Origin of the sequence: Ectopseudomonas oleovorans (assembly GCF_029845265.1) — a bacterium.
In the GTDB taxonomy this organism is placed as follows: domain Bacteria; phylum Pseudomonadota; class Gammaproteobacteria; order Pseudomonadales; family Pseudomonadaceae; genus Aquipseudomonas; species Aquipseudomonas oleovorans.
This window is the reverse complement of record NZ_JAOCLK010000009.1, coordinates 110,204-122,444: the sequence shown is the minus strand read 5'-3', so window position 1 is coordinate 122,444 and position 12,241 is coordinate 110,204. Positions and strand designations below refer to the sequence as shown.

The following is a 12,241-nucleotide window of genomic DNA, read 5'->3' as shown; positions in this document are numbered from 1 at the left end:
CAAATAGAGCTGCGTGTAGGGTGCGCTGCGCGCACCGACAAGGACGCGGTTACAAAGGTGCGCATGGCGCACCCTACGGTTGATCCGCTGACGCTTCGCGAGCAGAGCTCGCTCCTACAGGTCATCAGCACTCGCCTCAGATTTAAGCTTTATAGGCATCAATAGAAAGGTCTTGTTATGTTGCTGTTGGCTTTTATTGGCGGCTCTTTCGGCTGAATCTTGAGCAAGGGTAGTTATCTTTCCTCCTGCACGGCTTTCTTCGGTTTGCCGTTTTCTATGCAAGCTGAAGCCTCATCGTTATCATGCCAGCCTTGTTCGTGGCGGGGCCTCGCATGCTGGAATTGTTGAAACTTCTACAGGATGGTCGATTCCATTCCGGTGAAGCCCTAGGGGCGAAGCTCGGGATAAGTCGCAGTGCCATCTGGAAGCAACTGCAAGGCCTGGAGGCCGAGCTGGGGATCGAGGTGTTCAAGGTTCCTGGTCGGGGCTATCGGCTGTCTTCGCCCATGACCTTGCTCGATGCTGGAGAGATATCTCATGGCGCTGAGGGCTTGGCTTGGCCGATCACGGTAGAGTCCAGCGTGGACTCTACGAACGCCGAGATCTTTCGTCGCCTCGATGCTGGAGTGCGTGCGCCTTTCGTTCTGCTTGCTGAGCGTCAGACCGCTGGGCGCGGTCGGCGGGGACGGGTCTGGGTCAGTCCTTTTGCCGAGAACCTTTATTGCAGCGTCGTTCTGCGTGTAGATGGTGGAATGAGTCAGGTGGAGGCCTTGAGTCTGACTGTAGGCCTTGCTGTCGCTAAGGCGCTGCAATCCATTGGCATCGACGGTGCGCGACTCAAATGGCCGAATGATGTACTGGTCGAGGGCCGCAAGATATCCGGAATTCTCCTGGAGCTGGCCGGGGATCCGGCAGATGTCTGTCACGTTGTGGTTGGTGTCGGTATCAACGTCAATATGGCGTCCGATGTGCCTGCTGTTATCGACCAGCCCTGGACCTCGGTGCGCCAGTGCCTTGGGCGCGTGCTTGACCGCAATGAGTTAGCCGCCAAGTTGTTGTTGCAGCTGCGAGATTGCCTTTCCATTCATTGGCAGGACGGGTTTGCCGGTTTGCGCGAGGAGTGGGAAGCGTTGCATGCGTGGCGCGGCCGATCTGTGGCGTTAACGGCAGGAAACAATGCGACTCTGGGTATCGTGCTTGGGGTTGATGAGCGAGGCGCTATTAGGCTGAGCGTGGATGGCGTCGATCGCTCCTTCAGTGGGGGCGAGTTGAGCCTGAGGTTGCAACATGATTCTTGAGCTCGACTGCGGTAATAGCTTTATCAAGTGGCGGGTGATTTCCGTGGATGGAGCGCAGCGCCTGCTTGCTGGCGTTGTCGACTCCGATGCCGCTCTCTTCGAGTCGTTGGCTGCTGCGCCTGAGTTGCGGGTAAGTCGCTGTCGCTTGGTCAGTGTGCGTAGCGACGCCGAGACCGAGCTGTTGGTTGCACGTCTGCGTGAGTCCTTGGGGGTGGATGCGGTCTGTGCTCAATGTGCCAGTCGGGTCGGGGCTGTACATAACGGTTACGAAGACTTCCGGCGTCTTGGTCTGGATCGTTGGTTGGCTGTGCTGGGGGCCTATCATTTAGGGCGGCGTGCTTGTCTGGTGGTGGATCTCGGGACAGCGGTGACCGCTGATTTCGTATCTGCCTCAGGTATGCACTTGGGCGGCTTCATTTGCCCAGGGTTGCCGCTCATGCGTGATCAGTTGAGTACGCACACTCGGCGTATTCGCTACGACCGGCAGGTGGCTCTCGCCGCTCTGCATGAGCTGGAGCCTGGGCGCTCCACTGCGGAGGCTGTCGAGCGAGGGTGCGTATTGATGTTGCGTGGTTTTGTTGCCGAGCAGTTGCTGCAGGCGCAGGCTCGTTTTCCTGAGGGTTTCGAGGTCTTCCTGACTGGAGGCGATGCGGGTTTGGTGCGAGATGTCGTCCCGGGAGCGCAGGTTGTTCCTGATCTGGTATTTGTCGGGCTGGCTATCGCCTGTCCCTTGAGCTGAGGCGAGGTATGCGCTGGATTCTGCTATTGCTCCTGCTGCTTAACGCCTTCTATTACGTCTGGCATCAGCAGCAGGCCCCCTTGCGTGCCAAAGAGGTGGCTCCGGCAGGTGCTTATCAGGCAGCGCGCAAAGATATCCGTTTGTTGAGTGAGGCGGGTGCGCCGCGCTCGCGTGCAGATTCGTCGACGCCGGCTGATGCGGCTGCTCCTGAGGCGGCTGTTTGTCTCTATCTAGGGAGTTTCGAAGAAGAGACGAGGGCCAGGGTTGTGGAGCAGCGGCTATTGAGTTTGGACATACAGGCTGAAGTGCGCGGTGTCGATGCGGCAGCGGGGCTCGAGTATTGGGTTTATCTGCCGCCTCTGGCTTCCCGTCAGGCCTCGCTGAGGCAGTTGCGCGAACTGCAGGCCCGCCGTATCGATAGCTACATCATCACTCAGGGCGAGCTGGCGAATGGCATATCGCTCGGCATATTCCCCCGCCGCGACTCGGCCAATAGCGTCATGCAGCGTTTGCGGGATGTGGGTTACGAGCCGCAGATTCGCGAGCTCTCGCGTGCGCATCGCAGTTTCTGGGTGCGTGTAGCCCCGCAAAGTCGGCGCTTGGCTGACGAATTTTTGCTTGGTCGGCTCGCGGGTGACTTCGCTGGTTTGCAGCATCAATTAATGCCTTGTGAAGGCGTTGCATTGCTCCAGTAGTTTGCATAGAATGGCGCCCGCTTCGCAGGGTGGTCAAAGTTGGTTCCCGACGAAGATGTTGTCAAAGTAGCTAACCTCAAGATTTTAATGAGAAAAAGCTTGACAGCAGGGTGGCAGATCTAGAAAATGCCGCCTCACTTTGGAGGGGTTCCCGAGCGGCCAAAGGGATCAGACTGTAAATCTGACGTCATCGACTTCGAAGGTTCGAATCCTTCCCCCTCCACCAGATTCAGCGTGAGCTGCAAGCTCCGCGGGTATAGTTCAGTGGTAGAACCTCAGCCTTCCAAGCTGATGATGCGGGTTCGATTCCCGCTACCCGCTCCAGTTTGTGGTTGGTGCAACAGAGTTTGGCTCATGTAGCTCAGCTGGTAGAGCACACCCTTGGTAAGGGTGAGGTCAGCGGTTCAAATCCGCTCATGAGCTCCATCTAATGAAGGCAGATATGAAAGTATCTGCCTTTGTCTTAATGGCAGCATGGCTTGCTCAATTCTTCGATAGGAGACGGTCAAGATGGCTAAAGAGAAATTCGAACGTAACAAACCGCACGTCAACGTTGGCACCATTGGTCACGTTGACCACGGTAAAACCACTCTGACCGCTGCTCTGACCCGTGTCTGCTCCGAAGTTTTCGGTTCGGCCAAGGTTGACTTCGACAAGATCGACAGCGCTCCGGAAGAAAAAGCTCGTGGTATCACCATCAACACCGCGCACGTAGAGTACGACTCCAACATTCGTCACTACGCGCACGTTGACTGCCCGGGCCACGCCGACTACGTGAAGAACATGATCACCGGTGCTGCCCAGATGGACGGCGCGATCCTGGTCTGCTCGGCTGCCGACGGCCCGATGCCGCAAACCCGTGAGCACATCCTGCTGTCCCGTCAGGTTGGCGTACCGTACATCGTTGTCTTCCTGAACAAGGCTGACATGGTTGACGACGCTGAGCTGCTGGAACTGGTCGAGATGGAAGTTCGCGACCTGCTGAGCACCTACGATTTCCCGGGTGACGACACTCCGATCATCATCGGCTCCGCGCTGATGGCTCTGAACGGCGAAGACACCAACGAGCTGGGCACTACCGCTGTCAAGAAGCTGGTCGAGACTCTGGATACCTACATTCCGGAGCCGGTTCGTGCCATCGACAAGCCGTTCCTGATGCCGATCGAAGACGTATTCTCGATCTCCGGCCGCGGTACTGTAGTGACCGGTCGTGTTGAGCGCGGTATCGTCAAGGTTCAGGAAGAAATCGAAATCGTTGGTCTGCGTCCGACCACCAAAACCACCTGCACCGGCGTTGAGATGTTCCGCAAGTTGCTGGACGAAGGTCGTGCTGGTGAGAACTGCGGCGTGCTGCTGCGCGGCACCAAGCGTGATGAGGTCGAGCGTGGTCAGGTTCTGGCCAAGCCGGGCACCATCAAGCCGCACACCAAGTTCGAAGCAGAAGTGTACGTACTGTCCAAGGAAGAAGGTGGTCGTCACACCCCGTTCTTCAAGGGCTACCGTCCGCAGTTCTACTTCCGTACCACTGACGTGACCGGTTCGTGCGAACTGCCGGAAGGCGTTGAGATGGTAATGCCGGGCGACAACATCAAGATGGTTGTCACCCTGATCAAGCCGATCGCCATGGAAGACGGCCTGCGCTTCGCAATTCGCGAAGGCGGTCGTACCGTTGGTGCCGGCGTGGTTGCCAAGATCATCGAATAATCGGTTGATCTGTCCCTTTCAGGCCGGCATAATGGCCGGCCTGATTTTGTTATAGGTCAGTAGCTCAATTGGCAGAGCGGCGGTCTCCAAAACCGCAGGTTGGGGGTTCGATTCCCTCCTGACCTGCCATTTTCTAACGAATTTGGCGTGTCTTTCACAGGATCCTCTCGAATGAATGCTAAGGCTGAAGCCAAAGACTCTCGCTTTGATCTGGTCAAGTGGCTGGTTGTCGCTGCCCTGGTTGTTGTGGGTGTCGTAGGTAATCAGTACTTCTCTGCTGAGCCGGTTCTGTATCGCGTTCTGGGTCTGGTTGTGCTGGGTGGTGTTGCCGCTTTCGTGGCATTTCAGACTGCTCGTGGTCAATCTTTCGCAGTGTTGCTGAAAGAAGCACGCGTCGAGATTCGTAAGGTTGTCTGGCCGACCCGCCAGGAAACCACTCAGACCACTCTGATCGTGGTTGCCGTTGTTCTGGTGATGGCGCTGCTGTTGTGGGGGCTTGACTCCCTGCTCGGTTGGCTTATTTCCCTGATTGTTGGTTAAGGGTGTCTCGTGGCTAAGCGTTGGTATGTCGTGCATGCTTACTCGGGTTACGAGAAGCATGTCATGCGCTCGCTCATCGAGCGCGTGAAACTGGCTGGTATGGAAGATGATTTCGGCGAGATTCTCGTTCCCACTGAAGAAGTGGTCGAGATGCGCAATGGTCAGAAGCGCAAGAGTGAGCGCAAGTTCTTCCCCGGCTACGTTCTTGTGCAGATGGAAATGAACGAGGCGACTTGGCACTTGATCAAGGATACGCCGCGCGTCATGGGCTTCATCGGGGGTACTGCCGACAAGCCAGCGCCCATCACCGAGAAAGAAGCTGAAGCCATTCTGCGTCGTGTCGCCGACAGTGGCGACAAGCCCAAGCCGAAGACGTTGTTCGAGCCGGGCGAGATGGTACGAGTTGTCGATGGCCCGTTCGCCGATTTCGGTGGCGTGGTCGAAGAAGTGAATTACGAAAAGAGCCGCATCCAGGTTGCTGTGACCATTTTTGGGCGCTCCACCCCGGTCGAGCTGGAGTTCAGTCAGGTCGAGAAAACGTAACTGACATAAGCATCCCTCACCCCGCAGTCGTAGGCTGCGGGGTTTTGTCGTCACTGGGATAAATGCGTAAGTAACCTCGGGGAGCCGTCAGGCGTTCGAACCCGAAATTGGAGTAGCTAATGGCTAAGAAGATTCAGGCTTATATCAAGCTGCAGGTTAAAGCCGGTCAGGCAAACCCGTCACCACCCGTCGGCCCCGCTCTGGGGCAGCACGGCGTGAACATCATGGAATTCTGCAAGGCGTTCAACGCCAAGACTCAAGGCGTCGAGCCGGGTCTGCCGACTCCCGTGATCATCACTGTTTACAGTGACCGCAGCTTTACCTTTGAAACCAAGAGCACCCCGGCTGCTGTACTGCTGAAGAAGGCCGCTGGCCTGACCAGCGGTTCCGCTCGTCCGAACACCGTCAAAGTAGGCACCGTTACCCGTGCTCAGCTGGAAGAGATCGCCAAGACCAAGCAGGCTGATCTGACTGCCGCTGATCTGGAAGCGGCCGTGCGCACCATCGCCGGCTCCGCTCGTAGCATGGGCCTGAACGTGGAGGGTGTGTAATGGCTAAGTTGACCAAGCGCCAAAAGGCCATTGCGGCCAAGGTTGAAGCCGGCAAGGCCTACACCTTCGAAGAAGCTGCCAGCCTGCTGGCCGAACTGTCTGCCGTCAAGTTCACCGAGTCTTTCGATGTCGCCGTGAACCTGGGTGTAGACCCGCGTAAATCCGATCAGGTCGTACGTGGCGCCACCGTTCTGCCGAACGGCACTGGCAAAACCGTACGCGTTGCCGTGTTCACCCAAGGTCCGGGCGCTGAAGCTGCCCTGGCTGCCGGTGCCGACAAAGTCGGTATGGACGATCTGGCTGCCGAAATGAAGGCCGGCGATCTGAACTACGACGTGGTCATCGCTTCCCCGGACGCCATGCGCGTCGTTGGCCAGTTGGGTCAGGTTCTGGGCCCGCGCGGTCTGATGCCGAACCCGAAAGTCGGCACCGTGACTCCGGACGTCGCTACCGCTGTGAAGAACGCCAAGGCTGGTCAGGTGCGTTTCCGTACCGACAAGAACGGCATCATCCACACCTCCGTTGGCAAGGTCGGCTTTGAAGCCGCTGCGCTGAAGCAGAACGTGGAAGCCCTGCTGTCTGACCTCAAGCGTCTGAAGCCGTCGACCTCGAAAGGCATCTACGTCAAGCGTGTGACCCTGAGCACCACCATGGGTCCGGGTCTGATGATTGATCAGGCTTCGCTCGACGCGTAAGTGATTGGGCCGTTAGCCGCGTGCTGCCGGCCATGAAAGATTGGGGTCCCTGCCTGGCGGGGGCTATCCAAGACCGTAGGTGACTCGCGTTTTAAATGTCAGGCTTGCCTGATGGCCTACGCAGATGGTGCTCCCGATTCGTTACCGAATCAGACACCAAAACGCCGCCGAACCTCGGTTTGGCGAAACGGTAAAATCCAGGAGTAAACCCGTGGCAATTAAACTCGAAGACAAGAAGGCCATCGTCGCTGAAGTCAACGAGGCTGCCAAAGCCGGTCTGTCCGCTGTCGTGGCTGATGCCCGTGGCGTGACCGTCGGCGCAATGACCGGACTCCGTAAAGAGGCCCGCGAAGCTGGTGTGTACGTGAAAGTCGTGCGTAACACCCTGCTCAAGCGCGCCGTTGAAGGCACACAGTTCGACGTGCTCAACGACGTGTTCAAAGGCCCGACCCTGATCGCTTTCTCCAACGAACACCCGGGCGCTGCTGCTCGTCTGTTCAAAGAGTTCGCCAAGGGTCAGGACAAGTTCGAGATCAAGGCAGCTGCGTTCGAGGGCAAGTACCTCGCAGCAAACCAGATCGACGTACTGGCAAGTCTGCCGACTCGCGACGAGGGCATCGCCCAGCTGATGAGCGTTATTCAAGGCGCCACCAGCAAACTCGCTCGCACCCTGGCAGCCATTCGCGACCAGAAAGAAGCTGCTGCTGCATAAGGCGGCGTGAGCACTTTCGAAATCAAACGTTTAATTTGATGGTCGCCTAGGCCGTCACCCCAATACAGGAATTGATAGTCATGTCTCTGACTAACGAGCAAATCATCGAAGCTATCGGCCAGAAATCCGTTATGGAAATCGTTGAGCTGATCAAAGCGATGGAAGAAACCTTCGGCGTTACCGCTGCTGCTGCTGTTGCCGCTGGCCCGGCTGCTGCCGCTGCTGCTGTTGAAGAGCAGACCGAGTTCAACGTTGTTCTGGCTGAAGCTGGCGACAAGAAAGTGAACGTGATCAAGGCTGTTCGCGAGCTGACCGGTCTGGGCCTGAAAGAAGCCAAGGAGAAGGTCGACACCGCTCCTCAGGTTATCGCTGAAGGTCTGAGCAAAGAAGCTGCTGAAGACGCCAAGAAGAAGCTGGAAGAAGCTGGCGCCAAGGTCGAGCTCAAGTAAGCTCGCACCTTGCGTCTACAGCCCGCGCGACTCGCACAAGGCTGATGGCTGGTGGCTTTTGCCACCGGCCTTTTTCCGTTCTAGGTCGACTGTTCGTCAGTTGGCCTGGAGCAGAGAAATCCCGCCCGAGAGGCGGTTGCAAACCGAGGGTTTGCACGATTTTCTGGTCACCGCCGCCGGCGTTGACCAAATAAGCAGGTGACCAAGCTGGGGAACGCTGATGGCTTACTCATACACTGAGAAAAAACGTATCCGCAAGGACTTTAGCAAGTTGCCGGATGTCATGGATGTGCCTTACCTCCTGGCCATCCAGCTGGATTCCTATCGCGAATTCCTGCAGCAAGGGGTGAGCAAGGAACAATTCCGTGACATCGGCCTGCATGCGGCCTTCAAATCGGTATTCCCGATCATCAGCTACTCCGGCAACGCTGCCCTGGAGTACGTCGGCTATCGCCTGGGCGAGCCGGCGTTCGACGTCAAGGAGTGCGTCCTGCGTGGCGTGACCTTCGCCGTGCCGCTGCGTGTGAAAGTGCGCCTGATCATTTTCGACAAAGAATCGTCGAACAAAGCGATCAAGGACATCAAAGAGCAGGAAGTGTACATGGGCGAGATTCCGCTCATGACCGAGAACGGTACCTTCGTCATCAACGGTACCGAGCGCGTGATCGTGTCCCAGCTGCACCGTTCGCCGGGTGTGTTCTTCGATCACGACCGTGGCAAGACCCACAGCTCGGGCAAGCTGCTGTACTCCGCTCGCATCATCCCCTACCGCGGTTCCTGGCTGGACTTCGAGTTCGACCCGAAGGACGCGGTATTCGTGCGTATCGACCGTCGCCGCAAACTGCCGGCGTCCGTTCTGCTGCGCGCACTCGGCTACAGCACCGAAGAAGTGCTGGATGCCTTCTACGACACCAACGTCTACCACGTTAAGAACGACGGCCTGAGCCTGGAGCTGGTGCCGCAGCGTCTGCGTGGTGAAGTCGCGGTCCTGGACATCAAGGACGCCAGCGGCAAGGTGATCGTGGAACAGGGCCGTCGTATCACTGCCCGCCACATCAACCAGCTGGACAAGGCTGGCATCAAGGAGCTGGACGTTCCGCTCGATTACGTCATTGGCCGTACCACTGCCAAGGCCATCGTGCACCCGGCTACCGGCGAGATCATCGCCGAGTGCAACACCGAGCTGACCGCCGACTTGCTGGCCAAGATGGCCAAGGCCAACGTCGTTCGCTTCGAGACCCTGTACACCAACGACATCGATTGCGGTCCGTTCATCAGCGACACCCTGAAGATCGACAGCACCACCAATCAGCTGGAAGCGCTGGTCGAGATCTATCGCATGATGCGTCCCGGCGAGCCGCCAACCAAGGACGCTGCCGAGACCCTGTTCAACAACCTGTTCTTCAGCGCCGAGCGTTACGATCTGTCCGCCGTGGGCCGCATGAAGTTCAACCGTCGTATCGGTCGCACCGAGATCGAAGGTTCGGGCGTGCTGAGCAAGGAAGACATCGTCGCCGTACTCAAGACCCTGGTCGACATCCGTAACGGCAAGGGCATCGTCGACGACATCGACCACCTGGGTAACCGCCGCGTGCGTTGCGTCGGCGAGATGGCCGAGAACCAGTTCCGTGTAGGCCTGGTGCGCGTCGAGCGCGCGGTCAAGGAACGTCTGTCGATGGCCGAAAGCGAAGGCCTGATGCCGCAGGACCTGATCAACGCCAAGCCGGTTGCGGCGGCGGTGAAGGAGTTCTTCGGTTCCAGCCAGCTCTCGCAGTTCATGGACCAGAACAACCCGCTCTCCGAGATCACCCACAAGCGCCGCGTTTCCGCACTCGGCCCGGGCGGTCTGACCCGTGAGCGCGCCGGCTTCGAAGTCCGCGACGTACACCCGACCCACTACGGCCGCGTGTGCCCGATCGAAACCCCGGAAGGTCCGAACATCGGTCTGATCAACTCGCTGGCTGCCTATGCCCGCACCAACCAGTACGGCTTCTTGGAAAGCCCGTACCGCGTGGTCAGGGAAGGTCAGGTCACCGACGAGATCGTGTTCCTGTCCGCCATCGAAGAAGCCGATCACGTGATCGCTCAGGCGTCCGCGACCCTGAACGACAAGGGTCAGCTGATCGACGAGCTGGTAGCCGTACGTCACCTGAACGAATTCACCGTCAAGGCGCCGGAAGACGTCACCCTGATGGACGTATCGCCGAAGCAGGTAGTCTCGGTTGCCGCCTCGCTGATTCCGTTCCTCGAGCACGACGACGCCAACCGTGCACTCATGGGTTCGAACATGCAGCGTCAGGCTGTACCGACCCTGCGCGCCGACAAGCCGCTGGTAGGTACCGGCATGGAGCGCAACGTCGCCCGTGACTCCGGCGTCTGCGTCGTGGCCCGCCGTGGCGGTGTGATCGACTCGGTCGATGCCAGCCGTATCGTGGTTCGCGTCAACGACGACGAAGTCGAGACTGGCGAAGCCGGTGTCGACATCTACAACCTGACCAAGTACACCCGCTCCAACCAGAACACCTGCATCAACCAGCGTCCGCTGGTGAGCAAGGGTGATCAGGTAGCGCGTGGCGACATCATGGCTGACGGCCCGTCCACCGACATGGGTGAACTGGCGCTGGGTCAGAACATGCGCGTTGCGTTCATGCCGTGGAACGGCTTCAACTTCGAAGACTCCATCTGCCTGTCCGAGCGCGTGGTTCAGGAAGACCGCTTCACCACCATCCACATCCAGGAACTGACCTGTGTGGCGCGTGACACCAAGCTCGGCCCAGAGGAAATCTCCTCTGACATCCCGAACGTGGGTGAAGCGGCTCTGAACAAGCTGGACGAAGCCGGTATCGTCTACGTCGGTGCCGAAGTCGGCCCGGGCGACATCCTGGTCGGTAAGGTCACTCCGAAAGGCGAGACCCAGCTGACTCCGGAAGAGAAGCTGCTGCGTGCGATCTTCGGTGAGAAGGCGTCCGACGTGAAGGACACCTCCCTGCGCGTGCCGACCGGCACCAAGGGTACCGTCATCGACGTGCAGGTCTTCACCCGTGATGGCGTCGAGCGCGACAGCCGCGCCCTGGCCATCGAGAAGCAGCAGCTGGACGAGATCCGCAAGGACCTCAACGAAGAGTTCCGCATCGTCGAAGGCGCGACCTTCGAGCGTCTGCGTTCGGCTCTGGTTGGCGCGATCGCCGAAGGCGGCGCGGGTCTGAAGAAAGGCACCGCGATCACCGACGAGTTCCTCGACGGTCTCGAGCGTGGCCAGTGGTTCAAACTGCGCATGGCCGACGACGCCCTGAACGAGCAGCTGGAGAAGGCCCAGGCCTACATCTCCGACCGCCGTCAGATGCTCGACGACAAGTTCGAAGACAAGAAGCGCAAGCTGCAGCAGGGCGATGACCTGGCTCCGGGCGTGCTGAAGATCGTCAAGGTCTACCTGGCCATCCGCCGTCGCATCCAGCCGGGTGACAAGATGGCCGGTCGTCACGGTAACAAGGGTGTGGTCTCGGTGATCATGCCGGTCGAAGACATGCCGCACGACGCCAACGGCACGCCGGTGGACATCGTTCTGAACCCGCTGGGCGTACCGTCGCGTATGAACGTCGGTCAGATCCTCGAAACCCACCTCGGCCTCGCGGCCAAGGGCCTGGGCGAGAAGATCAACCGCATGCTCGAAGAGCAGCGCAAGGTTGCCGAACTGCGCAAGTTCCTCGCCGAGATCTACAACGAGATCGGCGGTCGTCAGGAAAACCTCGACGAGTTCTCCGATAACGAGATCCTCGAGCTGGCGAAGAACCTCAAGGGCGGTGTACCGATGGCGACTGCCGTGTTCGATGGCGCCAAGGAAACCGAGATCAAGGCCATGCTGAAACTTGCCGATCTGCCGGAAAGCGGCCAGATGCGCCTGTTCGACGGTCGTACCGGTAACCAGTTCGAGCGCCCGACCACCGTCGGCTACATGTACATGCTGAAACTGAACCACCTGGTGGACGACAAGATGCATGCGCGTTCCACTGGTTCCTACAGCCTGGTTACCCAGCAGCCGCTGGGTGGTAAGGCGCAGTTCGGTGGTCAGCGCTTCGGGGAGATGGAGGTCTGGGCGCTGGAAGCCTACGGCGCCGCCTACACCCTGCAGGAAATGCTGACCGTGAAGTCGGACGACGTGAACGGCCGTACCAAGATGTACAAAAACATCGTGGATGGCGATCACCGTATGGAGCCGGGCATGCCCGAGTCCTTCAACGTACTGATCAAAGAGATCCGTTCGCTCGGCATCGACATCGATCTGGAAACCGAATAACACGACGTGAATCGGCAGCGG

General features: G+C 58.7%; 11 protein-coding genes and 4 tRNA genes. All 15 read left to right on the top strand.

Features of this window, described 5'->3' with window-relative positions; genetic code table 11:
* The first annotated feature begins 332 nt into the window (after positions 1-332).
* The 15 genes from birA to rpoB all read left to right on the top strand — a co-directional run bounded on the left by birA (position 333) and on the right by rpoB (position 12,220).
* On the top strand, positions 333-1,298 hold the full coding sequence (gene birA / locus N5J71_RS07140) for a bifunctional biotin--[acetyl-CoA-carboxylase] ligase/biotin operon repressor BirA (RefSeq protein ID WP_003463383.1): 966 nt from the start codon (positions 333-335) through the stop codon (positions 1,296-1,298).
* Complete coding sequence (locus N5J71_RS07135; protein WP_003463381.1) at positions 1,288-2,037, top strand: pantothenate kinase; 750 nt, start codon at positions 1,288-1,290, stop codon at positions 2,035-2,037. The genes birA and N5J71_RS07135 overlap by 11 nt, the downstream gene beginning before the upstream one ends.
* An 8-nt stretch (positions 2,038-2,045) precedes the next feature.
* Positions 2,046-2,732, top strand: coding sequence for an SPOR domain-containing protein (locus N5J71_RS07130; RefSeq protein WP_003463379.1), 687 nt, complete (start codon positions 2,046-2,048; stop codon positions 2,730-2,732).
* Between the two features lie 141 nt (positions 2,733-2,873).
* Positions 2,874-2,958: transfer RNA gene (locus tag N5J71_RS07125), tRNA-Tyr, on the top strand.
* Positions 2,959-2,982: 24 nt separating this feature from the next.
* Positions 2,983-3,056: transfer RNA gene (locus N5J71_RS07120), tRNA-Gly, on the top strand.
* A gap of 26 nt (positions 3,057-3,082) precedes the next feature.
* A tRNA-Thr gene (locus N5J71_RS07115) sits at positions 3,083-3,158 on the top strand.
* Between the two features lie 84 nt (positions 3,159-3,242).
* Positions 3,243-4,436 carry an elongation factor Tu gene (tuf, locus tag N5J71_RS07110; protein WP_088339294.1) on the top strand — a complete coding sequence of 398 codons (1,194 nt, stop codon included), beginning with the start codon at positions 3,243-3,245 and terminating at the stop codon, positions 4,434-4,436.
* Between the two features lie 53 nt (positions 4,437-4,489).
* Positions 4,490-4,565, top strand: a tRNA-Trp gene (locus N5J71_RS07105).
* Between the two features lie 42 nt (positions 4,566-4,607).
* Positions 4,608-4,976, top strand: coding sequence for a preprotein translocase subunit SecE (gene secE, locus N5J71_RS07100; RefSeq protein ID WP_003463373.1), 369 nt, complete (start codon positions 4,608-4,610; stop codon positions 4,974-4,976).
* A gap of 9 nt (positions 4,977-4,985) precedes the next feature.
* The gene (gene nusG / locus N5J71_RS07095) at positions 4,986-5,519 is read left to right on the top strand and encodes a transcription termination/antitermination protein NusG (protein WP_003463370.1); all 534 of its coding nucleotides are present in this window, start codon (positions 4,986-4,988) and stop codon (positions 5,517-5,519) included.
* A 119-nt stretch (positions 5,520-5,638) separates the two neighbouring features.
* On the top strand, positions 5,639-6,070 hold the full coding sequence (gene rplK / locus N5J71_RS07090; protein ID WP_074861136.1) for a 50S ribosomal protein L11: 432 nt from the start codon (positions 5,639-5,641) through the stop codon (positions 6,068-6,070).
* Positions 6,070-6,765: a 50S ribosomal protein L1 gene (gene rplA, locus N5J71_RS07085; protein WP_003463358.1), complete on the top strand. Its 696-nt coding sequence runs from the start codon at positions 6,070-6,072 to the stop codon at positions 6,763-6,765. Before rplK ends, rplA begins: the two co-directional genes overlap by 1 nt.
* A 211-nt stretch (positions 6,766-6,976) precedes the next feature.
* Positions 6,977-7,477 (top strand): 50S ribosomal protein L10, encoded by a 501-nt coding sequence (gene rplJ / locus N5J71_RS07080; RefSeq protein WP_003463333.1) that lies wholly within the window; start codon positions 6,977-6,979, stop codon positions 7,475-7,477.
* Between the two features lie 80 nt (positions 7,478-7,557).
* Positions 7,558-7,926 carry a 50S ribosomal protein L7/L12 gene (gene rplL / locus N5J71_RS07075; protein WP_074861137.1) on the top strand — a complete coding sequence of 123 codons (369 nt, stop codon included), beginning with the start codon at positions 7,558-7,560 and terminating at the stop codon, positions 7,924-7,926.
* 220 nt (positions 7,927-8,146) lie between these two features.
* Entirely contained in the window at positions 8,147-12,220 is a 4,074-nt protein-coding gene (rpoB, locus tag N5J71_RS07070; protein WP_279916588.1) for a DNA-directed RNA polymerase subunit beta, read from the top strand.
* Positions 12,221-12,241: the final 21 nt, after the last annotated feature.

Excerpts from the sequence above, each read along its gene's own strand:
- rplL (WP_074861137.1), top strand. The coding sequence starts at position 7,558 with ATGTCTCTGACTAACGAGCAAATCATCGAAGCTATCGGCCAGAAATCC.
- rplK (WP_074861136.1), top strand. The coding sequence starts at position 5,639 with ATGGCTAAGAAGATTCAGGCTTATATCAAGCTGCAGGTTAAAGCCGGT.
- tuf (WP_088339294.1), top strand. The coding sequence starts at position 3,243 with ATGGCTAAAGAGAAATTCGAACGTAACAAACCGCACGTCAACGTTGGC.
- rplA (WP_003463358.1), top strand. The coding sequence starts at position 6,070 with ATGGCTAAGTTGACCAAGCGCCAAAAGGCCATTGCGGCCAAGGTTGAA.
- rpoB (WP_279916588.1), top strand. The coding sequence starts at position 8,147 with ATGGCTTACTCATACACTGAGAAAAAACGTATCCGCAAGGACTTTAGC.
- birA (WP_003463383.1), top strand. The coding sequence starts at position 333 with ATGCTGGAATTGTTGAAACTTCTACAGGATGGTCGATTCCATTCCGGT.
- N5J71_RS07135 (WP_003463381.1), top strand. The coding sequence starts at position 1,288 with ATGATTCTTGAGCTCGACTGCGGTAATAGCTTTATCAAGTGGCGGGTG.
- N5J71_RS07130 (WP_003463379.1), top strand. The coding sequence starts at position 2,046 with ATGCGCTGGATTCTGCTATTGCTCCTGCTGCTTAACGCCTTCTATTAC.
- secE (WP_003463373.1), top strand. The coding sequence starts at position 4,608 with ATGAATGCTAAGGCTGAAGCCAAAGACTCTCGCTTTGATCTGGTCAAG.